Origin of the sequence: Streptomyces sp. NRRL WC-3742, assembly GCF_000720635.1 — a bacterium.
Lineage (GTDB): Bacteria > Actinomycetota > Actinomycetes > Streptomycetales > Streptomycetaceae > Kitasatospora.
The window spans coordinates 18,285-40,593 of sequence record NZ_JOCF01000019.1 but is presented as its reverse complement, the minus strand read 5'-3'; the positions used below and the strand labels follow the sequence as shown (position 1 = coordinate 40,593).

General features: G+C 73.4%; 22 protein-coding genes. 18 read left to right on the top strand and 4 right to left on the bottom strand.

Translation table 11 applies throughout. From position 1 onward, the window contains the following. Nucleotides 1–13: 13 nt before the first annotated feature. The 9 genes from IH61_RS0113280 to IH61_RS0113240 all read left to right on the top strand — a co-directional run bounded on the left by IH61_RS0113280 (nt 14) and on the right by IH61_RS0113240 (nt 9,359). Nucleotides 14–1,165, top strand: a complete 1,152-nt coding sequence (locus tag IH61_RS0113280; RefSeq protein WP_031069147.1) for an NAD(P)/FAD-dependent oxidoreductase — start codon at nt 14–16, stop codon at nt 1,163–1,165. A 43-nt stretch (nt 1,166–1,208) separates the two neighbouring features. Next, a complete protein-coding gene (locus tag IH61_RS0113275; protein WP_031069145.1) occupies nt 1,209–1,529 on the top strand; it encodes a (2Fe-2S)-binding protein in 321 nt (106 codons plus the stop codon). Beyond that, nucleotides 1,510–2,901, top strand: a complete 1,392-nt coding sequence (locus IH61_RS0113270; RefSeq protein WP_031069143.1) for an NAD(P)/FAD-dependent oxidoreductase — start codon at nt 1,510–1,512, stop codon at nt 2,899–2,901. The genes IH61_RS0113275 and IH61_RS0113270 overlap by 20 nt, the downstream gene beginning before the upstream one ends. A 143-nt stretch (nt 2,902–3,044) precedes the next feature. Next, nucleotides 3,045–3,980: a dihydrodipicolinate synthase family protein gene (locus IH61_RS0113265; RefSeq protein ID WP_107057123.1), complete on the top strand. Its 936-nt coding sequence runs from the start codon at nt 3,045–3,047 to the stop codon at nt 3,978–3,980. Nucleotides 3,981–4,061: 81 nt separating this feature from the next. After that, nucleotides 4,062–5,066, top strand: a complete 1,005-nt coding sequence (locus IH61_RS0113260; protein ID WP_031069139.1) for a proline racemase family protein — start codon at nt 4,062–4,064, stop codon at nt 5,064–5,066. Nucleotides 5,067–5,104: 38 nt separating this feature from the next. Continuing rightward, nucleotides 5,105–6,469 carry an aldehyde dehydrogenase family protein gene (locus IH61_RS0113255; protein WP_031069136.1) on the top strand — a complete coding sequence of 455 codons (1,365 nt, stop codon included), beginning with the start codon at nt 5,105–5,107 and terminating at the stop codon, nt 6,467–6,469. Beyond that, nucleotides 6,469–7,527 (top strand): proline racemase family protein, encoded by a 1,059-nt coding sequence (locus tag IH61_RS0113250; protein ID WP_031069134.1) that lies wholly within the window; start codon nt 6,469–6,471, stop codon nt 7,525–7,527. Before IH61_RS0113255 ends, IH61_RS0113250 begins: the two co-directional genes overlap by 1 nt. Then, nucleotides 7,524–8,462 carry an ornithine cyclodeaminase family protein gene (locus tag IH61_RS0113245; RefSeq protein WP_324607599.1) on the top strand — a complete coding sequence of 313 codons (939 nt, stop codon included), beginning with the start codon at nt 7,524–7,526 and terminating at the stop codon, nt 8,460–8,462. Before IH61_RS0113250 ends, IH61_RS0113245 begins: the two co-directional genes overlap by 4 nt. Nucleotides 8,463–8,651: 189 nt before the next feature. Beyond that, nucleotides 8,652–9,359, top strand: a complete 708-nt coding sequence (locus IH61_RS0113240; protein WP_031069129.1) for a GntR family transcriptional regulator — start codon at nt 8,652–8,654, stop codon at nt 9,357–9,359. Between the two features lie 307 nt (nt 9,360–9,666). On the opposite strand, the gene IH61_RS0113235 is transcribed toward IH61_RS0113240, so the two are convergent. Beyond that, the gene (locus IH61_RS0113235; protein ID WP_031069128.1) at nt 9,667–10,350 is read right to left on the bottom strand and encodes an ABC transporter ATP-binding protein; all 684 of its coding nucleotides are present in this window, start codon (nt 10,348–10,350) and stop codon (nt 9,667–9,669) included. 73 nt (nt 10,351–10,423) lie between these two features. Then, nucleotides 10,424–11,500: an ABC transporter permease gene (locus tag IH61_RS0113230; protein ID WP_031069126.1), complete on the bottom strand. Its 1,077-nt coding sequence runs from the start codon at nt 11,498–11,500 to the stop codon at nt 10,424–10,426. Nucleotides 11,501–11,667: 167 nt separating this feature from the next. Between IH61_RS0113230 and IH61_RS0113225 the strand changes: the two genes are divergently transcribed. The 4 genes from IH61_RS0113225 (at nt 11,668) to IH61_RS0113210 (ending at nt 14,315) form a co-directional block, all read left to right on the top strand. Continuing rightward, a complete protein-coding gene (locus tag IH61_RS0113225) occupies nt 11,668–12,879 on the top strand; it encodes a sensor histidine kinase (RefSeq protein ID WP_031069124.1) in 1,212 nt (403 codons plus the stop codon). Next, the gene (locus tag IH61_RS0113220) at nt 12,876–13,502 is read left to right on the top strand and encodes a response regulator (protein ID WP_031069122.1); all 627 of its coding nucleotides are present in this window, start codon (nt 12,876–12,878) and stop codon (nt 13,500–13,502) included. The genes IH61_RS0113225 and IH61_RS0113220 overlap by 4 nt, the downstream gene beginning before the upstream one ends. A 157-nt stretch (nt 13,503–13,659) precedes the next feature. Further along, nucleotides 13,660–13,989 (top strand): type II toxin-antitoxin system RelE/ParE family toxin, encoded by a 330-nt coding sequence (locus IH61_RS40840; RefSeq protein ID WP_234327166.1) that lies wholly within the window; start codon nt 13,660–13,662, stop codon nt 13,987–13,989. Next, a complete protein-coding gene (locus tag IH61_RS0113210; protein ID WP_031069120.1) occupies nt 13,986–14,315 on the top strand; it encodes an XRE family transcriptional regulator in 330 nt (109 codons plus the stop codon). Before IH61_RS40840 ends, IH61_RS0113210 begins: the two co-directional genes overlap by 4 nt. A 25-nt stretch (nt 14,316–14,340) precedes the next feature. On the opposite strand, the gene IH61_RS0113205 is transcribed toward IH61_RS0113210, so the two are convergent. Beyond that, the gene (locus IH61_RS0113205) at nt 14,341–15,801 is read right to left on the bottom strand and encodes an aminopeptidase P family protein (protein WP_031069118.1); all 1,461 of its coding nucleotides are present in this window, start codon (nt 15,799–15,801) and stop codon (nt 14,341–14,343) included. 165 nt (nt 15,802–15,966) lie between these two features. On the opposite strand from IH61_RS0113205, the gene IH61_RS0113200 reads away from it, so the two are divergent. From IH61_RS0113200 to IH61_RS0113180, 5 genes are read left to right on the top strand one after another with little or no spacing between them, the layout of a single operon-like run. Then, a complete protein-coding gene (locus tag IH61_RS0113200; protein WP_031069116.1) occupies nt 15,967–17,718 on the top strand; it encodes an ABC transporter substrate-binding protein in 1,752 nt (583 codons plus the stop codon). A gap of 12 nt (nt 17,719–17,730) precedes the next feature. Continuing rightward, nucleotides 17,731–18,693 carry an ABC transporter permease gene (locus IH61_RS0113195; protein WP_031069114.1) on the top strand — a complete coding sequence of 321 codons (963 nt, stop codon included), beginning with the start codon at nt 17,731–17,733 and terminating at the stop codon, nt 18,691–18,693. Beyond that, entirely contained in the window at nt 18,690–19,676 is a 987-nt protein-coding gene (locus tag IH61_RS0113190; protein ID WP_031069113.1) for an ABC transporter permease, read from the top strand. Before IH61_RS0113195 ends, IH61_RS0113190 begins: the two co-directional genes overlap by 4 nt. Further along, a complete protein-coding gene (locus IH61_RS0113185; RefSeq protein ID WP_031069112.1) occupies nt 19,676–20,680 on the top strand; it encodes an ABC transporter ATP-binding protein in 1,005 nt (334 codons plus the stop codon). The genes IH61_RS0113190 and IH61_RS0113185 overlap by 1 nt, the downstream gene beginning before the upstream one ends. Next, on the top strand, nt 20,680–21,654 hold the full coding sequence (locus IH61_RS0113180; protein ID WP_078911068.1) for an ABC transporter ATP-binding protein: 975 nt from the start codon (nt 20,680–20,682) through the stop codon (nt 21,652–21,654). The genes IH61_RS0113185 and IH61_RS0113180 overlap by 1 nt, the downstream gene beginning before the upstream one ends. A 198-nt stretch (nt 21,655–21,852) precedes the next feature. Here the strand turns inward: IH61_RS0113180 and IH61_RS0113175 are convergent, their stop codons facing one another. Next, a complete protein-coding gene (locus IH61_RS0113175; protein ID WP_031069109.1) occupies nt 21,853–22,230 on the bottom strand; it encodes a YrdB family protein in 378 nt (125 codons plus the stop codon). Nucleotides 22,231–22,309: the final 79 nt, after the last annotated feature.

Genomic DNA, 22,309 nt, shown 5'->3' with positions numbered 1-22,309 from the left:
TACTGGCGTGCTGATGACTCGGAGACCTCCCCTGGACGTCGTCGTGGTCGGCGCCGGAGTGGTCGGCGCCGCCTGCGCGTACTACGCCGCCCGCGCCGGGCTCGCCGTGGCCGTCGTCGACCGCGGGCCGGTGGCCGGCGGGACGACCGGCGCCGGCGAGGGCAATCTGCTGGTCTCCGACAAGGAGCCAGGGCCCGAACTCGACCTCGCGCTGCTGAGCACCCGGCTCTGGCGCGAACTCGCCGAGGTGCTCGGCCCGGTCACGGAGTACGAGCCAAAGGGCGGGGTGGTCGTCGCCTCCACCGCCGACGGACAGCGGGCGCTGCGGGAGTTCGCCGCCGAGCAGCGTTCGGTGGGCGTGGAGGCCGAGGAGGTCCCCGCCGAGCGGCTGCACGAGCTGGAGCCGCACCTCGCCCCCGGGCTCGCCGGAGGGTTCCTCTACCCGCAGGACGCCCAGGTCCAGCCCGCCCTCGCCGCCGCCCACCTGCTGCGCGAGGCCCGCCGGATGGGCGCCGAGCTGATCACCGGCGAGAGCGTCACCGCCGTCGACCTGGGCCCGGACGGTGCGGTGCGCGGCGTACGGACCGAGCGGCGCGAGCTGGCCGCGCCCGCCGTCGTCAACGCGGCCGGGACCTGGGGCGGCGAACTGGCGGCCCTGGCCGGGGTGAACCTGCCGGTGATGCCCCGGCGCGGCTTCGTGCTCGTCACCGAGCCGCTGCCCAGGATCGTGCGGCACAAGGTGTACGCCGCCGACTACGTGGCCGACGTGGCCAGCGGATCGGCGGACCTCCAGACCTCCGGCGTCGTCGAGGGCACCCCCGGCGGGCCGGTGCTGATCGGCGCCAGCCGGGAGCGCGTGGGCTTCGACCGCACGCTCTCCCAGGAGGTCCTGCGCCGGCTCGCCGGGCAGGCCGCCGCGCTGTTCCCGGTGCTCGCCGAGGTGACCGTGATGCGGGCCTACCGGGGCTTCCGCCCGTACCTGCCGGACCACCTGCCGGCCATCGGGGCGGACGCCCGGGTGCCCGGGCTGTACCACGCCTGCGGGCACGAGGGGGCCGGCATCGGGCTGGCCCCGGCCACCGGGCTGCTGATCAGCGAGCAGCTGACCGGAAAGCGGCCGGAGCTGGACCTCGCGCCGTTCCGTGCCGACCGGTTCCCCGCCTGATGTCCGAGATTTCTGGATCGTCGCTGGATTGGAGAGGCCGCCGATGAGCCGCCGCCGTACCCCCGCCGGGCTGGTCGGGGCAGAGCCCGGGCCCGCCCACCACATCGAGTTCGACGGCCGGGCCGTGCCCGCGCTGCCCGGGCAGTCGATCGCCGCCGCGCTCTGGGCGGACGGCGTGCTCGCCTGGCGCACCACCCGCGTCGGCGGGCGGCCGCGCGGGGTGTTCTGCGGGATCGGCGCCTGCTTCGACTGCCTGGCCGTCGTCGACGGCCGGCCCAACCAGCGCACCTGCCTGCTGCCCGCCGAGCCGGGCACCGTCGTCACCACCCAGGAGGGCCACGGCCGTGCCGACCTCGCCGTCTGACGCGTTCGACCTGGTGGTGATCGGCGCTGGCCCCGCAGGGCTGGCCGCCGCCGTGACCGCCGCCGACCTGGGGCTGCGCTGCGTCCTGCTGGACGGCTCCGGGGCCACCGGCGGGCAGTACTACCGCCACCCGGCGCCCGGGATGGGCGCCGCCCGGCCGGACCGGCTGCACCACGGGTGGTCCGTCTACACGGGCCTGGCCGGGCGGCTGGCCGCGCAGTCGCGCGCGCAGTTCCGCGGCGGGCACCAGGTGTGGGCGCTGGAGCGCACCGACCGGGGCTGGACCGTGCACGTCACGCGCGGGCCGGACGCCGGGGACCGTACGGCCCTGCGGGCGCGGCACGTGCTGCTCGCCACCGGCGCGTACGAGCGGCAGCTGCCGTTCCCCGGCTGGACGCTGCCCGGGGTCGTCACCGCCGGGGGCGCGCAGGCCATGCTGAAATCCGGCCTGGTGCTGCCCGGGCGGCGGATCGTGGTGGCCGGCAGCGGGCCGCTGCTGCTCGCGGCGGCCTCCTCGCTGGTCACCGCCGGGGCCTCGGTGCCCGCGGTGGTCGAGGCCACCGGATACCTCGGCTACGCCCGGCGGCCCGACGTGCTGGCGGCCGTCCCCGCCAAGCTCGTCGAGGGCGCCGGGCACGGCACGGCGCTGCTGCGCCACCGCGTCCGGCTGCGGCTGCGCAGCGCCGTCGTCGAGGCGCACGGGACGGACCGGGTCACCGGCGTCACCGTCGCCCGGCTGGACGGCGACTGGCGGCCGGTGCCCGGCAGCGAGCGGCGCATCGACTGCGACGCGCTGGCCGTCGGGCACGGGCTGCTGCCGCAGATCGACCTGGCCACCGAGCTGGGCGCCGCCACCCGGACCTGCCCGGACGGCGCGGTGGCCCTGGCCGTGGACGAGCGGATGGCGACCAGCGTGCCGGGCCTGTGGTCCGCGGGGGAGACCAACGGCGTCGGCGGCGCGGACCTCGCGATCGCCGAGGGCACGCTGGCCGCGTACGCCGTGGCCGGGGTGGCCCCGCGGGGCGCGCTGCTGCGCCGGCGGGGGCGGCTGCGGGCCTTCGCCGAGCTGATGGCGGGCGCGCACCGGCCCGGGCCGGGCTGGACGGGCTGGCTGCGGCCGGACACCGACGTCTGCCGGTGCGAGGAGGTGCCGGTCGCGAAGGTGCGCGAGGCGGTCGAGGAGCTGGGGGCGGGCGACGCCCGTACCGTCAAGCTGCTCACCCGGGCCGGGATGGGCTGGTGCCAGGGGCGGATGTGCGGCCCGGCGGTGGCCTGTCTGGCGGGTGCCTCGGACTCGGGCCCCGACCGGCGGCCGTTCGGGTGCCCGGTGCCGCTGGCGCAACTGGCGGCGGGGGAGCCCCCGGTCTCGTGAACCCGGTCTCGTGAACCCGGTCTCGTGAACCCGGTCTCGTGAATCCGGTCTCGTGAACCCGGCTTCGTGGACCCGATTTCCTGACCCGATTTCCTGAACCTTTGGTCGGAGACTCTTGTCTCCGGCCTGTCCCCACTAATAAAATGTCACACCTCACCAAGGAGAACACCGTGTCCCACACCGCGCACGACACCACCCGCCCCTGGCGCGGCATCATGGTCGCCACCGCGATCCCGCTGCGCCCGGACCTGTCCGTCGACTACGACGCGTACGCCGAGCACGTCCGCTGGCTGATCGAGTCCGGCTGCGACGGCGTCGTCCCCAACGGCTCGCTCGGCGAGTACCAGACGCTCACCGCCGAGGAGCGCACCCGCATCGTCGAGGTTGCCGTCGAGGCGGCCGGCGACGGCTCCCGCGTCATGCCCGGCGTGGCCGCCTACGGCAGCGCCGAGTCCCGCCGCTGGGCCGAGCAGGCCGCCGAGGCCGGCGCCGGCTCCGTCCTGCTGCTGCCGCCCAACGCCTACCGGGCCGACGCCGCCTCGGTGCGCGCCCACTACGCCGAGGTCGCCAAGGCCGGGGTGCCGGTGGTCGCGTACAACAACCCGATCGACACCAAGGTCGACCTGGTGCCCTCGCTGCTGGCCGAGCTGCACCAGGACGGCTCGATCGTCGCCGTCAAGGAGTTCAGCGGGGACGTGCGCCGGGCGTACGAGATCGCCGAACTGGCCCCCGGGCTGGACCTGCTGATCGGTGCGGACGACGTGCTGCTGGAGCTGGCGCTGGCCGGTGCGGTCGGCTGGATCGCCGGTTACCCGAACGCGCTGCCGGAGGCGTCCGTGGCGCTGTACCAGGCCGCCGTCGACGGGGACCTGGAGACGGCGCTGCCGCTCTACAAGTCGCTGCACTCGCTGCTGCGCTGGGACTCCAAGACGGAGTTCGTCCAGGCGATCAAGCTGTCCATGGACATCGCCGGTCGCCCCGGCGGCCCCGTGCGCCCGCCGCGCGTGCCGCTGACCCCGGAGATCGAGGCCGCCGTGCGGGCCGCGACCGAGAAGGCGCTGGCCGAGGGCCTCGCCTGATCGTCCGAACCACCCCGACCGGCTGCGGGGGCAGCCGGTTCGGACCCCCAACGTTCTCATCGCCCACTGGAGTTGTGCCTCATGCGCAGCCGTCATGTGTTCCACGCCGTCGACTCGCACACCGAGGGCATGCCGACCCGGGTCATCACCGGCGGGTTCGGCGTCATCCCCGGTGCGACCATGGCCGAGCGCCGGGTGCACTTCCAGGAGAACCTGGACCACTACCGCACGCTGCTGATGTACGAGCCGCGCGGCCACGCCTCGATGAGCGGGGCGATCCTGCAGCCGCCCACCCGGCCGGACGCCGACTACGGCGTGCTGTTCATCGAGGTCTCCGGGCTGCTGCCGATGTGCGGGCACGGGACCATCGGGGTGGCCACCGTGCTGGTCGAGACCGGGATGGTGCCCGTCGTCGAACCCGTCACCACCGTGCGCCTGGACACGCCCGCCGGGCTGGTCGTCGCCGAGGTGCGCGTCGAGGACGGCGCGGCCAAGGCCGTCACCATCCGCAACGTGGCCTCCTACGCCGTCGGCCTGGACCGCAAGATCGAGGTTCCGGGGTACGGCACGGTGACCTACGACCTCGCGTACGGCGGCAACTTCTACGCGATCCTGCCGCTCGCCGAGTTCGGGCTGCCCTTCGAGCGCGAGCGCAAGCAGGAGATCCTGGCCGCGGGCCTCGCCCTGATGGACGCGATCAACGAGGGCCCCGACCGGCCCGTCCACCCCGAGAACCCGTCCATCCACAGCTGCCACCACGTCTACCTCGCCGCGCCCGGCTCCACCGCCGAGCACTCCCGGCACGCGATGGCCATCCACCCCGGCTGGTTCGACCGCTCGCCCTGCGGCACCGGCACCTCGGCGCGGATGGCGCAGCTGCACGCGCGCGGCGAACTGCCGCTGGGACGGGACTTCCGCAACGACTCCTTCATCGGGACGACCTTCACCGGGCGGCTCGTCGAGGAGACCACGGTGGCCGGCCGGCCCGCCGTCGTGCCCACCGTCACCGGGCGCGCCTGGGTCACGGGGACGGCCCAGTACCTCCTCGACCCGACCGACCCGTTCCCGGCAGGCTTCCTGCTCTGAACCCCCTGCTCCGCAACCCTGCCGAAGGGCTGGTAGTCATGACCATCACCTCCTCCAACCCCGCCGACCCGGCCGACGTCGTCCTCGCCGTCGAGGAACCGGGCGCCGAGGCCGTGCGCTCCGCCGTGCTGCGGGCCAGGGCCGCTCAGCGCGGCTGGGTCGCGGCCGGAGCGGGCGCCCGCTCGGCGGCGCTCGGGCGGATCGCCGATGCGATCGACGCCCACGCCGGGGAACTCGCCGCGCTGATCGTGCGCGAGGTCGGCAAGCCGCTCGCCGAGGCGCGCGGCGAGGTCGCCCGGACCTCGGCGATCTGGCGCTACTACGCGCAGGCGCCGTACGCGGCCGCCGGGGAGGTGCACGAGACCGCCGGCGGGCCGGGACTGCTGCTCACCCGGCGGCGCCCGCACGGGGTGGCCGGGCTGATCGCCCCGTGGAACTTCCCGCTGGCGATCCCCAGTTGGAAGGCGGCGCCGGCCCTGGCGACCGGGAACACGGTGGTGCTCAAGCCGGCGCCGGAGGCGACCGCCTGCGCGCTGCGGCTGGCGGAGCTGGCCTCCTCGGCCGGGCTCCCCGAGGACGTGTTCACGGTGGTGCCGGGCGGGGCCGAGGAGGGCTCGGCGCTGGTCGGGACGGCGGACGTGGTCTCGTTCACCGGCTCCACCGGGGTCGGGCGGGCCGTGGTGCGCGCCGCCACCGAGCGCGGGGTGCCCGTGCAGGCCGAACTCGGCGGGCTGAACGCCGCGTTGGTGCTGCCCGACGCCGACATCGCGCTGGCCGCCGAGCACATCGCGGCCGCCGTCGCCGGGTACGCCGGGCAGAAGTGCACCGCCACCAGCCGGGTGATCGCGGTCGGCGCCGCGCACGGGCCGCTGCGCGAGGCGCTGGTCAAGGCGCTGGCGTCCGTGGACGACGCGGTGTGCGGGCCCGTCATCGGGGCCGCCGCGCGGGATCGGTTGGTGGACGCCGTCGGCTCGGCCGTCGAGGCCGGGGCCACCCTGCTCGTCGGCGGCGGCGTGCCCGAGCGGGCCGGCTGGTACGTCGAACCGACGCTGCTGGCGGACGTTCCGGCCGAACACCCGCTGGCGCGCGAGGAGTTCTTCGGCCCGGTCGCCGTGCTGCACGCGGTGGCCGACCTGGACGCAGCCATCGAACTCGCCAACGACACCCCGCACAGCCTCGCCACCTCCGTGCACACCCGCAGCCTGGACGTGGCGCTCGCCGCCGCCGACCGGCTGGACGCGGGCATGATCCGGGTCAACGCCCCCTCCAGCGGCGTCGACTTCCACCTGCCCTTCGGCGGCACCAAGGGCGCGAGCCACGGCGAGCGCGAACAGGGCCGGGCCGCACTGGACTTCTACACCGTCGGCCGGACGGTCAGCGTCCTGCCGGGCGGGAGCCTGTGATGGGGGAGCCTGTGGTGCGGGAGCCTGCGACAAGGGTGCGTACCGTCGACTACCACAGCGCCGGGGAGCCGTTCCGGATCGTCCTCGACGGGCTGCCGCCCGTGCCCGGCGACAGCGTCGCCGAGCGTCGGGCCATCGCGATCGGGGCGGGCGGCAGCGCGACGGCGCCCCGGGCTTCCGCCCTGGACGAGGTGCGGCAGCTGCTCAGCCGCGAGCCGCGCGGGCACGCCGGGATGTACGGCGGGTTCGTCGTGCCGGCGGACGACGCGGAGGCGCACCTCGGCGTGCTGTTCTGGCACAAGGACGGCTACTCGACGGCCTGCGGGCACGGCACCATCGCGCTCGGCGCCTGGGCCGTCGACTCCGGGCTCGTCGCCGCCCCCGACAACGGGGTGGCGCGGGTGCGCATCGACGTGCCCTCGGGTCGGGTCACCGCGCTGGTGCATCGGGCGGAAGGTCGCACCACGGGGGTGACCTTCCGCAACGTGCCCACCCGGGTGGCCGAGTTGAAGCTGGCGCTGGAGACCTCCCGGGGGCCGGTCGAGGTGGCGGTGGCGCACTCCGGCGCCTGCTACGCCTCGGTGCCGGCCGCCTCGCTCGGGCTGGCGGTCGAGGCCGGGCAGCTGCCCGAACTCACCGCCGCCGGGCGGGAGATCAGGGACCTGCTGGCCGGGTCGGCGGCGGTCTCGCACCCGGACGACCCCCGGCTGTCGGGGGTGTACGGGGTGATCCTGTACGACGAACTCGGTGTCGACGGCGGGGTGTTGAGCCAGCGCAACGTCACCGTCTTCGCGGACGGGCAGATCGACCGCTCGCCCTGCGGCTCCGGCACCTCCGCCCGGCTCGCGATCCTCGCCGCCGAGGGGCGGCTCGCACCGGGCGAGGAGCTGCGGCACGAGTCGATCATCGGGACGGTCTTCGGCGGGCGCGTCCTCGCCGGGGGCGACCCGCTGGGCGAGGGCGTCGTCACCGAGGTCACCGGCACGGCGCACCGCACCGGCGAGCACCTCTTCCAGCTCGAGGACGGCGACGACCTGGGAACGGGGTTCCTCCTGTGAGCTCGACCATACGGCCCGGTACGGCGGTTGTGCCGCTCCAGTACGCCGTACCGGGAGTCGGCGGGGTCGGGCCCGTCGACGCGGTGCGGGCGATCGAGCGGGTGCTGCAGGAGGGGTTCGACCCCGAGCAGGCACCCGCCCGGTCGGCCGTACCGGTGCCCGCCGGGGAACTGCTGCTGATGCCGGCGGCCGCCGGACCGTACGCCGGGGTGAAGATCGCGGGTGTGGCGCCCGCGAACCCGGAGCTCGGGCTGCCCCGGATCACCGGCAGCTACCTGCTGCTCGACGGGCCCACGCTGCAACCCCTCGCCCTGCTCGACGGCGCGGCGCTCACCGCGCTGCGCACCCCCGCCGTCACCGCCGCCGCGCTGTCCCGCCTCGCCGAGCCGCAGGCTTCGCACCTGGTGCTGTTCGGCGCCGGGCCGCAGGCGTACGGGCACCTGGACGCGCTGCTCGCCCTGCGGCCGCTCACCCGGCTCACCGTGGTGGCGCGCAACGCCGAACGGGCGGAGATGCTGGCGGCGTACGGGCGGCGGCTGGGGCTCGCCGCCTCGGTGGGCACGGCGGAGGCCGTCTCCGAAGCCGATCTGGTCGTGTGCTGCACCACCGCGCGCACCCCGCTGTTCGACGGCGCCGCCGTGCCCGACCACGCGGCGGTCGCGGCGGTCGGCTCGCACGAGGTGGACGCGCGGGAGGTGGACGAGACGCTGGTGCGGCGGGCCGAACTGTACGTGGAGGCACGGGCGGTGGCAGCGCGGGAGGCCGGGGACCTGATCATGGCGGGCGTCGCCGGGCGGCAGGTGTGGAACCTGGCCGAGCTGGTGCGCGGCGACGCGCTGGTGCTGAGGGGGCGGCCGCGCTTCTTCAAGAGCGTCGGCATGGCCTGGGAGGACCTGGCGGTGGCGGCGGAGGTGTACCGGCGGTCGTCGGGGTGAGGTCGGCGTGGGAGCGGCCCCAACTGTGTCTCTCCGGCGGGTGGTTGCAGGTCGTGTGCGGCTGGCCGTTGTCAGGCCGGTCCTGCGCTGGGACGATGTCTCGCGCAGGGGTCGGAGGCGTGGACGGTTGCATACGCAACGTAACGTGACATTGTACACTGGTGTCCTGCACCCACCCGGAGGAACACCATGGCCGACCTCAAACCCCGCACCCTGATCTCCGTCCAGGAGCGGCTCCGCGACCAGGTCGCCCACGCACTCCGGGCGGCCCTCATCTCCGGCGAGCTGCGCCCCGGCGTCGTCTACTCCGCGCCCGCCCTCGCCGCCGACTTCGGCGTCTCCGCCACCCCGGTGCGCGAGGCCATGCTCGACCTGGCCCGCGAGGGCCTCGTCGAGGCCGTCCGCAACAAGGGCTTCCGGGTCACCGAACTCACCGAGCGCGACCTCGACGACTTCACCGAGATCCGTGCCCTCATCGAGGTCCCGACCGTGGGCCGGGTGACCCGCACGGCGACGCGCGAGCAGCTGGAGCGCCTGCGGCCGCAGGCCGAGGCGATCGTCGCCGCCGCGCGCAAGCACGACCTCATCGGCTACCTGGAGGCGGACCGGCAGTTCCACCTCGACCTGCTGGGCCTGGCCGGCAACGCGCGCCTGGTCGAGGTCGTCGGCGACCTGCGCAAGCGCTCCCGCCTCTACGGCCTGACCCGCCTCGACGAGCAGGGCCAGCTGGTCTCCTCGGCGGAGGAGCACCTGGAACTCCTCGACCTGATGATCGCCGGCGACGCGGAGGCCGCCGAGGCGTGCATGACCCGCCACCTCAGCCACGTACGGTCCCTCTGGGCCGGCGAGGGCGAGCCCGAGCAGCCCCAGCCCGCCCTCCGCCTCCGGGCCCGGTAGGGCCAAACCACCCGTTCGGGTGGCTTTTGCCTGGGCATGTGGGAGTTTCGGCCTGCGGATCGCACGAGAATCCGATCGCACGAGAATCCGCTCGTGAGGAACCACGTGCTCGACATGGCCGAAGCCCTCTTCGAACGCTTCCCGAAGCATCGCGTGGAGGTGCTCGGCGGTGAGGTCTCCGTCGAACCGGTCCCTGATGGGCGCCACGGGGAGATCCTCACCGATGTGATGGGGGCGTGCTTCGAAGTCGGTCTGGAGAATGCGAAGGTCGTTCAGCGACTCGCAATTTGGCTGCCGACCGGTTCCGTTAGACCGCCGCTGCGGGCAGGGTCAGGCGGCCGTCCCTCACCTCGGCGACCTGGTCGATGGTGGTCAGGTGGGTGCGGTCGTGGGTCACCAGGACCGTCGCGGTGGCGCGGCGGTGGGTGAGGTCGGCGAGCAGGTCGAGGACGGCTGCGCCGCGTTCGTGGTCGAGGGCGCTGGTGGGTTCGTCGACCAGGAGCACCGTGGGGTCGTTCATCAGGGCGCGGGCGATGTTGACGCGTTGGCGTTGGCCGCCGGAGAGCTGGTGGGGGCGGCGGGTGGCCTGGTCGCGCAGGCCGACGGCGTCGAGGAGCTCGAGGGCCCGGGGGAGGGCGGAGCGGGGGGCGCGGCCGTCGAGGTGGGCCATGACCTGGAGCTGTTCGACGGCGGTGAGCGAGGGCAGCAGGTTGGGCTGCTGGAAGACGATGCCGATGCGGCTGCGGCGCAGGGCGGTGAGTTCGGCGCGGCCGAGGCCCGTGGTGTCGGTGCCGTCCACGACGACGCGGCCGGAGTCCGGGGTGATGAGCGTGGCGGCGACGGCCAGGAGGCTGGACTTGCCGGAGCCGGAGGGGCCGATCACGGCGGTGATGCTGCCCTTGGGGACGGTGAGGGAGACCTCGTCGAGGGCGGTGAGCCGCCCGTCGCCGTCCGGGTAGGTGAGGGTGATGCGGTCCAGTTCGAGGCTCATGCCCCCGCCTCGCTTCGCTCGGCGGGGGCATTCGCCCACGCGCACCTTTCGATGGTCACTTCGCTTCGCTCGTTCAACGGGCGCTCCCCAGGGCGGTCAGCGGGTCGACGGAGGTGATCCGGCGGATGGACAGGCCCGCGCCGACCGCGCCGAGGGCGATCATGACGAGGGCCGGGAACAGGACGGTCGGGGCGTCCAGGACGAAGGGGACGGCGGAGCCGATCAGCGCGCCGAAGCCGGAGGCGATGGCCGTGCCCAGCAGGGTGCCGAGGACCAGCAGCAGGACGGCCTGGCCGAGGGCGTCGCGCAGCAGGTAGCGGGTGGAGGCGCCGAGCGCCTTCAACACCGCGACGTCGCCGCTGCGTTGGATCGTCCAGACGGTGAAGAAGGCGCCGATGACCAGGGCCGAGATGGCGAACAGGAAGCCGCGCATCAGCTGCAGCGAGCCGTTCTCGGAGGTGTAGGAGCCGATCGCGGCCAGCGAGTCCTCGCGGCTGTGGGTGACGGTGGAGTGCCGGGCGTCGGCGCCGGCGAGGTCGGCGCCCTTGCCGGTGGTGAGGGCGATGACGGTGGCGTGGCCCTCGCCGCCGGGGGCGAGGCGCTGCCAGTCGCCGAGGCTGGTCCAGACGACCGGGGTGTGGCTGTACGCGGCGTCGCCGTCGACGGCGGCCACGGTGAGGCGGTGGCCTGCGAGGCTGAACTCCGCGCCGGGGGCGAGGTGGCCGAGGTTCTCGGCGGCGGTCCTGGACAGTACGGCCCGGCCGGGGGCGATCAGGGAGCCCTGCGGGGCGAGGCCGGAGCCGTCCGGGACGCCGAAGGCGGAGAGGGCGGCGGTGCGCTGCCCGGCGGAAGCCTTGGTGGTGGTGATGCCGAGCGGCTGCGCGGAGGTGACGCCCGGCTCGCGGGACCAGTCCTGCCACTGCCCGGGGGTGACCTGGGAGTCGGTGAAGGAGAGCTTCTGGCCGTCGGCGGGGCGGCCGAAGACCAGGTGGTCGGCGGGCAGGCCCGTGATCGCCGAGATGTTCTGGCGGCCGAGCCCGGCCGTCAGCCCGGACAGCAGGCCGACCAGGACGGTGATCAGGACGATGACGGTGCCCATCAGGGCGAACCGGCCCTTGGCGAACCTCAGGTCCCTCCAGGCGACGAACACGGTGTGGGCCTCTCTCTGCACAGCTGGATCTCCGACGGTTCCACCCTGCTGGAGGCGGGCCCCGGCGGGCATCGCACCCGGGATTGCATCCTCGGCATCGAAGGGCAGAGCCGGAGTTCAACCTTTTGATTGATGCCGGGCCGGGGCGTGGACCCTAGGCTGGAGGGATGGCGACCGAACGACCCCGCATCACCCCCGTCGCCCGCATCCTCCAGGTCTGCCTGCACCTGCTCGTGGCGGGCCTGCTTGCGCTCGTCGTCGTCCGGGCCGTGGTCGGCCGGGGCGGCGATCCGGTGGCCGTCGGGGCCGCCGCCTCCGCGATGGCCGTCTGCTACGCCGTGGGGCCCAGGCTCGCCTCCGTGCGCCGGTCGCGCCGGGCCGCCGCCCTGTGGCTGGCGCTGCTCGGGGTGACCTGGGCGGGCGTGCTGATCGCCACCCAGGACGGGGTGTGGCTGGCGTTCCCGCTGTACTTCCTGGAACTGCACCTGCTCGACCGGCGCGGTGGGCTCGCGGCCGTCGCCCTGACCGCGCTCGCGTCGATCGCGGCCTGGTCCTGGCACCTGCACGGGTTCAGCTTCGCCGCCTCCATCGGGCCCGCTCTCGGCGCGGCCGTCGCCACCGCGACCGTCCTCGGCTACCAGGCGCTGTACCGGGAGAGCGAGGAGCGGCGCCGGCTCATCGACGAGCTCACCGCCACCCGCGCCGACCTCGACGCCGCCCACCACACCGCGGGCGTCCTCGCCGAGCGCGAGCGGCTCGCCCGGGAGATCCACGACACCCTCGCGCAGAGCCTCAGCTCCATCCAGTTGCTGCTGCGCGCCGCCCAGCGGGCGCTGCCCGAGCGAACCGACGCCGCCTCCGGGTACGTCGAGCAGGCGCGGCGGGCCGCGCAGGACAACCTGGACGAGGCCCGGCGCTTCGTCCGGGCGCTCACCCCGCCCGCGCTGGACGGGGACCCGCTGCCCGTCGCGCTGGAGCGGCTGTGCGCCACCACGACGGCGCACAGCGGGCTGGCGGTCCGCCTGCACGTCTCCGGGGAGCCCGTACGGCTGGCGGTGCCGCAGGAGGTCGCGCTGCTGCGGATCGCGCAGTCGGCGCTCGGCAACACCGTTCGGCACGCGGGCGCCTCGCACGCCGAGGTGACGCTCAGCTACATGGAGGGCGAAGTGGCGCTGGACGTGTTCGACGACGGGGCCGGGTTCGATCCGGCGGCGGTCGCGGGCCGTACGGGCGGGGGCGACGGCGGGTTCGGGCTGCCCTCGATGCGGGCCCGGGCGCGGGCGCTCGGGGGCCGGTTCACCGTGGAGTCGGCGCCCGGGGAGGGGACGACGCTCGCGGTGCAGCTGCCCGTGGCGCCGACCGGAGAGGCGGGCGCGTGATCCGGCTGCTGATCGCCGACGACCACCCGGTGGTGCGGGCCGGGCTGCGGGCCGTCCTCGAGGGCGAGCCGGACTTCACCATCGTCGCGGAGGCGGCCACCGCGGAGCGGGCGGTCGAACTGGCCGCCGAGGGCGGGGTCGACGTGGTGCTCATGGACCTGCAGTTCGGGCCCGGCTCGGCGCTCAACGGGGCGCAGGCCACCGCCCGCATCACCGCCGAGCCGGGGGCGCCCCGGGTGCTCGTCGTCACCACCTACGACAGCGACGCCGACACCCTGCCCGCGCTGGAGGCGGGCGCCACCGGGTACCTGCTCAAGGACGCGCCCCCGGAGGAGCTGGCCGCAGCCGTCCGCTTCGCCGCGGCGGGACGCTCGGCGCTCGCGCCCAGCGTCGCCGACCGGCTGCTGGAGCGGATGCGCACCCCGGCGGCGGCGCTCAGCGCCCGGGAGACGGAGGTGCTGCGCCTGGTCGCGGACGGGCTCACCAACCAGCAGGTCAGCCAGCGGCTGCACCTGAGCCAGGCGACCGTGAAGTCCCACCTGGTGCACATCTACACCAAGCTTGCCGTGGACTCCCGCACGGCCGCCGTCCGCCAGGCCCGCATCAGCGGCCTCATCCGCTGAGCGCGCGGGGGTAGTGCGCCGGGCGCGCGCCGGGTGAGGAGTGTTGTCCCCCTGAGGGGTGGATTGGGCGGGAAAGCGCGCGGTAACGTATAAGAGGCACCTTAAGTTGGTGACCATGTGGGAGATCACGTTGCTGGCGGAAGTCTAAGAGTGGTACTTGCAGGTCTGCGAGGACGACCCCAAGACAGCGGACAGCATTCTTCAAGCCTTGGACCTGCTGGCTGATGAGGGCCCATCCCTGGGGCGGCCTCTGGTGGATCGAATCCATCGCAGTCGCCTGCACAACCTCAAGGAGCTGAGGCCGGGTTCCTCGGGTGCCAGCGAGGTGCGCATGCTGTTCGTCTTCGATCAGGAGAGGGAGGCCGTCATCCTGGTCGCAGGAGACAAGTCCGGTCGCTGGTCGGAGTGGTACGACGAGTCGATTCCTCTGGCGGAGAAACGCTACGAGATCTACGTCGAGGAGCAGGAGAACGGAGCACGCCGATGAAGGGGCGTAGTTGGACCGAGGTTCGGGCCGAGGCGATGAAGCGGTTTCCCGAGTTGGCGACGCCGGAGGCTGAGGCCAGGCGGGCGCAGATGAAGGAGGAGATGCTGGCGCAGATCCGAGGGTACGAGCTGGCGGAGTTGCGTCGGAAGGCCAGCCTTACCCAGAAGGAGGTGGCCGAACTCATGGGAGTTAGCCAGGCGCGGGTGTCGCAGATCGAGCACGGGCAGGTGGACAGTTTGGACAACCTGCGGGCGTACGCCGCTGCGATCGGCGGCGAGGTCGAGGTAGCCGTGCGGCACGGGGAGCGGACGATCAAGGTGGCTTGATCGTCCGGCTCTCGTTCGGCTCTCGTCAGCTGAGGAGGGTGGACATCCAGGACTCGATGTCCTTGGCGGCGCGGGGGAGGGCGCCGGACATGAGGTGGGCGCCGTCCTCGGTGATGACGAGGTCGTCCTCGATGCGGATGCCGAGGCCGCGCAGTTCGAGGGGGAGGGTTTCGTCGTCGGGCTGGAGGTAGAGGCCGGGTTCGACGGTGAGGACCATGCCTTCCTCCAGGGTGCCGTCGAGGTAGCGGTCGGCACGGGACTGGGCGCAGTCGTGGTAGTCGAGGCCGAGCATGTGGCCGCTGCCGCAGAGGGTGTAGCGGCGGTGGAGGCCGCTGTCGTCGGCGAGGGACTGTTCGGCGGGGATGCGCAGGACGCCCCAGTCGGCGAGGCCCTCGGCGATGACGCGCATGGCGGCGGCGTGGAAGTCGCGGTAGCGGGCGCCGGGGCGCAGGGCGGCGATGCCGGCGCTCTGGGCGGCGAGGACGAGGTCGTACGCCTGGCGCTGGATGGGAGTGAAGGTGCCGCTGAGGGGGAGGGTGCGGGTGATGTCGGCGGCGTAGAGGGTGTCGGTCTCGACGCCCGCGTCGAGCAGGAGCAGTGAGTCGGGGTCGAGGGCGCCGTCGTTGCGTATCCAGTGCAGGACGCAGGCGTGGGCGCCGGAGGCGACGATGGTGGTGTAGCTGGTGCCGTTGCCCTCGGCGCGGGCGCGCAGGTCGAAGACGCCCTCGATCCAGCGTTCGCCGCGGGGGTGGCGCAGGGCGGTGGGCAGGGCGCGGACGACGTCCTCGAAGCCGGTGACGGTGTGGTCGACGGCGAGTTGGAGCTGGCCGATCTCCCAGGTGTCCTTGACGAGGCGCAACTCGGCGAGGACGGCGGCGAGTTCGCGGTCCTGGACGGAGGCCGCGGCCCGTCCGGTGGCCGAGTCCACGTACGGGTCGACCCCGGCCAGGACGCGGGTGGGCGGCTGGGGGCCGGTGAGCAGCTTGTCCAGGTGGCCGAGGTGTTCGGTGCGAATGCCGGTGAGCTGCGCGGCCTCGGCGAGGTCGGGGCGGCGGCCGACCCAGAACTCCCCGTAGCGGCGGTCGCGGTAGAACTCGCCGCCGCCGCTGCCGGAGCGCGGGGAGCGGGGGTGGAGGTGGAGGACGGGCTCGTGGCCCTCGGGGCCGGCGGGTTCGAGGACGAGGACGTGGTCGGCCTGGTCCTCCCCGGTGAGGCCCGTGAGCCAGACGTAGGCGCTGTGGGGCCGGAAGCGGTAGTCCAGGTCGTTGTTGCGGACCTTGAGGCGTCCGGCGGGGATGACGAGCCGCTCGCCGGGGAAGGCGGCGGAGAGCCGGGCGCGGCGGCCGGGGAAGTGGTCGTGGCCGGGGACGCGGAGGTGGGCGGGGAGGGGGCTGGGGGCCCACTGGGTGGCCATGAAGGCGTCGAGGGCGGGGGAGACGGGAAGGTCGTGGCTGCCGGTGTTCAGGCCGGCCGGTGCGAGGGTCACGGTGAACTCCTAAACGGGGCTTGGGAGATGTGTCGTACGGACACAGGCACGGACACAGCTCGGTAACGGCGGCTGTCACCTCTTGTGCAGTGCAATTTCACATTACTATGTTACGGGTCACACAGCGCAGCGGCCAGATCCGGCCATCCACAGCGGAGTTGCAACATGACCAGGCGCACCCACGCCGCCCTCGCGGCGGCCCTCGCGGCGACCCTCACCCTCGGTCTCGGGGCCTGCAAGAACGACAAGAGCGACAGCGGCGGTGACGCGGCGCCCTCCAGCACCAAGGGGCCGGGCGCGGAGAGCGGCTCGATCATCGGCGGCACGCCCGCCAAGGGCGGCACCCTCAACATCCTGACCAACCAGGACTTCGCCCACCTCGACCCGGCGCGCAACTGGACCGTCCCGCACATGGACTTCGGAACCCGGCTGCTCTACCGCACCCTGACCACCTTCAAGTCCGAGCCGGGCGCCGCCGGGAGCGAGGTCGTCCCCGACCTCGCCACCGACCTGGGCAAGTCCGCGGAGGGTGGCAAGGTGTGGACCTTCACCCTGAAGGACGGCCTCAAGTTCGAGGACGGCAGCCCGATCAAGTCCGCCGACATCAAGTACAACGTCGAGCGCTCGTTCGCCCCCGACCTCACCGGCGGCCCCGACTACGCCGTCCAGTACCTGGCCGGCGGCGAGTCCTACAAGGGCCCGCTCACCGGCCAGCACCTGGCGAGCATCGAGACCCCGGACGACAGGACGATCGTCTTCCACCTGAAGCGCCCGGTCGCCGAGTTCTCCCAGACCGTCACCCTGCCGACCTTCGCCCCGGTGCCGCAGTCCCAGGAGAAGGGCACCCAGTACGACTCCCGCCCGTTCTCCTCCGGCCCGTACAAGATCGAGAGCTACGACCGCGGCAAGCAGCTGGTGCTGGTCCGCAACACCAGCTGGGACCAGGCCACCGACACCGTCCGCAAGGCGTACCCGGACAGGATCGTCGTCACCGAGGGCATCAAGGGCGGCCAGGCGGACGACCGGATCATCGCGAGCGACGGCGCCGACGCCAACGCCATCAACATGCCCTGGATGCAGCACGAGTCCATCGCCAAGGTGCTCCCCAAGGCGGACGTGCGCTCGCGCATGGCGGCCGAGCGGACCGGCTGTACGGACATGCTGTACATGAACACCGCCAAGGCGCCCTTCGACGACCCGAAGGTGCGCGAGGCGATGATGTGGGCCGTCGACCGCGAGGCCCAGGCGACGGCCTTCGGCGGGCCCGCCGTGACCGACGTGGCGACGTCCTTCCTCCCGCCGTCGCTGACCGGCGGCGACAAGGCCGACCCGCTGAAGATCCCGGCCGCCGGGGACCCGGAGAAGGCCAAGCAGCTGCTCAAGGACGCCGGCAAGACCGACCTCAAGGTCGGGCTGACCGTCTCGCTCGGCGACAAGACCCGCGCCGAGGCGATCCAGCAGTCGCTGAGCAAGGTCGGCGTGCAGGTCACCGTCAACACCGTGGACCCGTCCGCCTTCACCGACACCCTCGGCGACACCAAGAACGCCCCCGAGCTGACCATCAACGGCTGGTGCCCGGACTACCCCTCCGCTGCGACCTTCCTGCCGTTCCTGTTCGACGGACGGACCATCAAGGAGAAGGGCAACCAGGGCAACTACAGCCAGTTCCGCGACCAGGCCACGATGGACCGGATGGACCAGATCGCGGCCATGACGGACGTGAACGAGGCCAACAAGGCGTGGAAGCAGCTGGACGAGGACCTGATGAAGAAGGCCCCGGCCGTCCCGCTGATGTGGCAGCGGCGTCCGCTGATGGTCGGCACCAACGTGGCCGGCGCGTTCGGGAACTCCGGCTTCGCCGGGATGCTCGACCTTGCCACCGTCGGCCTCAAGGACCCCTCCAAGGGCAAGGGCTGAGGTCCGGAACCGATGAGTACCACCACTGAGCCCGTCGACGCGGCCACCGCCGCGCCGGCGGGCCCCGCGAAGGCCGCCGGGCGCGGGCCCTGGCGGCTGGTCTGGGACCAGCTCTGGGCCAAGGGTTCGGCCCGGTTCGGCCTGATCACGGTCGCCGTGCTGGTCCTGGCGGCCGCCCTGGCCGGCCCGTTGAGCGAGCTCGGGGGCTGGTCGCCCGAGGAGTTCGACAAGCGGTCCGTCGACTCGTACCTGGGCGGCACGCCCCGGGGCGACTTCGGCGGCATCGGCGCCCGGCACTGGCTGGGCGTCGAGCCGACCACCGGCCGCGACCTGTTCGCCCGGGTGCTGCACGGCGGCCAGGTCTCGCTGCTGATCGCCTTCACCGCCACCGCCGTGGTCGTGGTCGCCGGCACCCTGGCCGGCATCGCCGCCGGCTACTTCGGCGGCCGCACCGACGCCGTGCTGTCCCGGCTGATGGACCTCACGATGTCCTTCCCCTCGCTGATCTTCATGATCGCGATGATGTCGGTGGCCCAGGACGTCAACCGGATCCTGCTGATCACACTGGTCATCGGCCTGTTCACCTGGCCGGGCATCGCCCGCGTCGTGCGTGGTCAGACCCTCTCCCTCAAGCACCGCGAGTACGTCGAGGCCGCCAAGGTCGGCGGCGCCCGCTCCTGGCGCATCCTCACCCGGGAGATCCTGCCGAACGTCTCCGGACCGGTCATCGCGTACACCACGCTGCTGATCCCCGGCATGATCGCCACCGAGGCGGCCCTCAGCTACCTCGGCGTGGGCGTGCGGCCGCCGACCTCCTCCTGGGGGCAGATGATCGCCGAGAGCATCAAGTACTACGAGACCGACCCGACGTACTTCCTCATCCCGACGGTCTTCCTCTTCCTCGCCGTCCTCGCCTTCACCCTGCTCGGCGACGCGCTGCGCGACATCCTCGACCCCCGGGGAGGCCGGTCGTGATCCTCTACCTCGGCCGCCGCCTGCTCGGCGTGGCGGGCATCCTGCTCGCCATCTGCGCCATCACCTTCACCATCTTCTACCTGCTGCCCAACGACCCCGCCGCCGCGGCCTGCGGCAAGACCTGCAGCCCCGAACGGCTCGCCGACGTCAAGGCCGCGATGGGCCTGGACAAGTCGGTCTGGCAGCAGTTCGCCGACTACCTGACGGGCATCTTCGCCGGCCGCGACTACGGCACCGGCCCCAGCGCCGTGCACTGCGACTTCCCCTGCCTCGGCTACTCCTACGAGTACTCGCTGCCGGTCTGGGACCTGCTCACCGACCGCCTGCCGGTCTCGATCTCGCTGGCCATCGGCTCGGCCGTGCTCTGGCTGGCCCTCGGCCTCGGCGCGGGCGTCACCTCGGCGCTGCGCAAGGGCGGCTTCGCGGACCGGAGCCTGATGGTGCTCTCGGTCGGCGCCGCCTCGCTGCCGGTCTACTTCACCTCGATCATGCTGATCTGGGGCGTCGTCAGGACGGCAGGGCTGCTGCCGTACCCGGCGTACCACGAGTTCACCGACGATCCCGTCGACTGGGCCACCAACCTGCTGCTGCCCTGGATCGCGCTGGCCCTGCTGTACGCGGCCATGTACGCGCGCCAGAGCCGCAACTCGATGATCGAGGCGATGGCCGAGCCGTACATCCGCACCGCGCGGGCCAAGGGCCTGCCGCTGCGCACCGTCACGGTCAAGCACGGGCTGCGCTCCGCGATGACGCCGATCCTCACCATCTTCGGCATGGACCTCGGCGGGCTGCTGGCCGGGGCCGTCATCACCGAGTCGATCTTCGGCCTGCCCGGCGTCGGCCGGCTGTTCTACGACGGGCTGGCCCGCTCGGACCAGCCGGTCATCCTCGGCGTCACCCTGCTCGCGGCCTTCTTCATCGTCGTCGCGAACCTGCTGGTCGACCTGCTCTACGCGTTCGTCGACCCGAGAGTGAGGTACTGATGACCGCACTGTTGGAGGTCGAGGGGCTCAAGGTCGCCTTCTCCACGCCGCGCGGCACCGTCCGGGCGGTGGACGGCATCTCCTTCTCCGTCGAGGCCGGCCGCACCCTCGGCCTGGTCGGCGAGTCCGGCAGCGGCAAGTCCGTCACCTCGCTCGCCGTCATGGGCCTGCACCTGGGCGCCGGGGTCGAGGGCTCGATCCGGCTCAACGGGCAGGAGCTCAACGGGCTCGGCGAAGGGGAATTGAGGACGGTGAGGGGCCGGCGGATCGCGATGATCTTCCAGGACCCGCTCTCCAGCCTGCACCCCTTCTACACCGTCGGCGAGCAGATCGCCGAGCACTACCGGGTGCACTTCAAGGCGGGCCGCAAGGCCGGCCGGGCCAGGGCGATCGAGATGCTGGCCGAGGTCGGCATCCCCGAACCGGCCCGGCGCGTCGACGAGTACCCGCACCAGTTCTCCGGCGGCATGCGCCAGCGCGTCATGATCGCCATGGCGCTGGCCTGCGAACCCGACCTGCTCATCGCCGACGAGCCCACCACCGCCCTCGACGTCACCGTCCAGGCGCAGATCCTCGACCTGATCGCCCGCATCCAGCAGGAGCGCGGCCTCGGCGTCGTGATGATCACCCACGACCTCGGCGTCGTCGCCAGGGTCGCCCACGAGGTGCTCGTCATGTACGGCGGCCGCGCGGCCGAACAGGCCCCGGTGGACCGGCTGTTCGCGCAGCCCGCCCACCCGTACACCCGCGGGCTGCTCGACTCGCTGCCCCGCCTCGACGACGGCGACGACGCCCCGCTGCGGGCCATCCCGGGCACCCCGCCCTCGCTGCTCGCCCCCGCCCCCGGCTGTGCCTTCGCCCCGCGCTGCGCCCGCACCACCGCCGCGCCGGCCGAGGACCACGCCCGCTGCCTGGCCGAACGGCCCCTGCTCGACCCGCTCGGGCCCGGGCACATGGCGGCCTGCCACCTGCCGTTGGTGCCGTCGTCGGAAGTGGTGTCGTGATGCCCTTGCTCTCCGTGAAGGACCTGGTCAAGACCTTCCCCGGCCGGCGCAGCCGCACCGGCCGCGCCGGAGCGCCGATCCGGGCCGTGGACGGGGTCAGCTTCGACCTCGAGGCGGGGGAGACCCTGGGGCTGGTCGGCGAGTCCGGCTGCGGCAAGTCCACCACCGGGCGGATGATCGTACGGCTGCTGGACCCGACCTCGGGCACCGTCACCTTCGACGGCACCGAGATCGGCAGCCTCCCGCAGGGCCGGCTGCGCCCGCACCGGCGGCACCTGCAGATGGTGTTCCAGGACCCGTACTCCTCGCTCAACCCCCGCCAGACGGTGGCCCGGATCATCTCCGAGCCGCTGCTGGTGCAGGGCTCCAGCGCGGCCGACGCGCGCAAGCGGGCCGTCGAGCTGATGGAACTGGTCGGGCTGATCCCCGAGCACGTGGACCGCTACCCGCACGAGTTCTCCGGCGGCCAGGCGCAGCGCATCGGCATCGCCCGGTCGCTGGCCACCTCGCCGAGGCTGGTGATCGCGGACGAGCCGGTCTCCGCGCTGGACGTCTCCATCCAGGCCCAGGTGGTCAACCTGATGGAGCGCCTGCAGAAGGAACTGGGCCTGGCGTACGTGTTCATCGCGCACGACCTGTCGGTGGTCAAGCGGGTCTGCGACCGCGTCGCGGTGATGTACCTGGGGCGGATCGTCGAGATCGGCGACAAGGCCGACGTGTACGGCGAGCCCGCGCACCCGTACACCCGGGCGCTGCTGTCCGCCGTGCCGCTGCCCGACCCGGCGGCGGAGCGGGCGCGGGAGCGGATCGTGCTGCTCGGCGACCCGCCGAGCCCGGCCAATCCGCCCGCGGGGTGCAGCTTCCACCCGCGCTGCCCGAAGGCGCAGGAGGTGTGCCGCACCGAGCGGCCGCTGCTGCGGATCGTCGGTACGGGCGAGCGGCAGGCCGCGTGCCACTTCCCGGAGGGTTCATGACGGGCCATCAGGCGGCGTCCCACTTCCCGGAGGGCTCCTGACGGACCCCCGGCAACAGACGCCCGGTCGGGCGGGGCGGGGAACCTTCAGAGGGCCGCGTCCGACCGGGTTCCAGATGTGACGAGGCCCCGGCCTGCCCCTCCTTGTCGAGAGGGCGGGCCGGGGCCGCTGTGCGTCAGCGGGCGGGGCCGCCGCGCGTCAGCGGGTCGTGTACTCGATCGCCACGCTGATCACCACGAGCCCGCCGTACACCCAGGCCAGGGTGGTGCGGCCGGTGGCGTGCAGGGCGAGGGCGGCGGTGCCGAGGACGAGCAGCTTGAGCACGATCTCCACGGCCAGCGGCTGGCGGAACTTCGGGCCGCCCGCCGCCAGGAACAGGCCCCAGACGGTGGCGGCCGCGGCGGGGGCACCGAGGCCGAGCAGCAGCCGGGTGGCCAGGGTGGAGCCGGTTTTGAAGCCCCAGTAGCCCAGGGCGACCAGCAGGGCGAGTTCCAGCCCGAAGGCGAGACCCGCGTTGCCGGCCGTCAGTGGGGTCCACTGGCGGCCGGCGACCGGGCCCGGTCTTTCGATCCTCATCCGTTCGTGCTCCCCGTTCTCGTCCGTGCCGTCTCGCCAGGTGCGCGGCGGTCGAGCGGAGAGTCTGTCAGCCCCGGGC

What these genes read in the sequence shown, in the direction of transcription:
- IH61_RS0113280 (WP_031069147.1), top strand. Translation starts at nt 14, where the DNA reads ATGACTCGGAGACCTCCCCTGGACGTCGTCGTGGTCGGCGCCGGAGTG.
- IH61_RS0113175 (WP_031069109.1), bottom strand. Translation starts at nt 22,230, where the DNA reads ATGAGGATCGAAAGACCGGGCCCGGTCGCCGGCCGCCAGTGGACCCCA.
- IH61_RS0113265 (WP_107057123.1), top strand. Translation starts at nt 3,045, where the DNA reads ATGTCACACCTCACCAAGGAGAACACCGTGTCCCACACCGCGCACGAC.
- IH61_RS0113260 (WP_031069139.1), top strand. Translation starts at nt 4,062, where the DNA reads ATGCGCAGCCGTCATGTGTTCCACGCCGTCGACTCGCACACCGAGGGC.
- IH61_RS0113210 (WP_031069120.1), top strand. Translation starts at nt 13,986, where the DNA reads ATGAAGGGGCGTAGTTGGACCGAGGTTCGGGCCGAGGCGATGAAGCGG.
- IH61_RS0113240 (WP_031069129.1), top strand. Translation starts at nt 8,652, where the DNA reads ATGGCCGACCTCAAACCCCGCACCCTGATCTCCGTCCAGGAGCGGCTC.
- IH61_RS0113250 (WP_031069134.1), top strand. Translation starts at nt 6,469, where the DNA reads ATGGGGGAGCCTGTGGTGCGGGAGCCTGCGACAAGGGTGCGTACCGTC.
- IH61_RS0113235 (WP_031069128.1), bottom strand. Translation starts at nt 10,350, where the DNA reads ATGAGCCTCGAACTGGACCGCATCACCCTCACCTACCCGGACGGCGAC.
- IH61_RS0113225 (WP_031069124.1), top strand. Translation starts at nt 11,668, where the DNA reads ATGGCGACCGAACGACCCCGCATCACCCCCGTCGCCCGCATCCTCCAG.
- IH61_RS0113255 (WP_031069136.1), top strand. Translation starts at nt 5,105, where the DNA reads ATGACCATCACCTCCTCCAACCCCGCCGACCCGGCCGACGTCGTCCTC.
- IH61_RS0113275 (WP_031069145.1), top strand. Translation starts at nt 1,209, where the DNA reads ATGAGCCGCCGCCGTACCCCCGCCGGGCTGGTCGGGGCAGAGCCCGGG.
- IH61_RS0113185 (WP_031069112.1), top strand. Translation starts at nt 19,676, where the DNA reads ATGACCGCACTGTTGGAGGTCGAGGGGCTCAAGGTCGCCTTCTCCACG.
- IH61_RS0113200 (WP_031069116.1), top strand. Translation starts at nt 15,967, where the DNA reads ATGACCAGGCGCACCCACGCCGCCCTCGCGGCGGCCCTCGCGGCGACC.
- IH61_RS0113195 (WP_031069114.1), top strand. Translation starts at nt 17,731, where the DNA reads ATGAGTACCACCACTGAGCCCGTCGACGCGGCCACCGCCGCGCCGGCG.
- IH61_RS0113180 (WP_078911068.1), top strand. Translation starts at nt 20,680, where the DNA reads ATGCCCTTGCTCTCCGTGAAGGACCTGGTCAAGACCTTCCCCGGCCGG.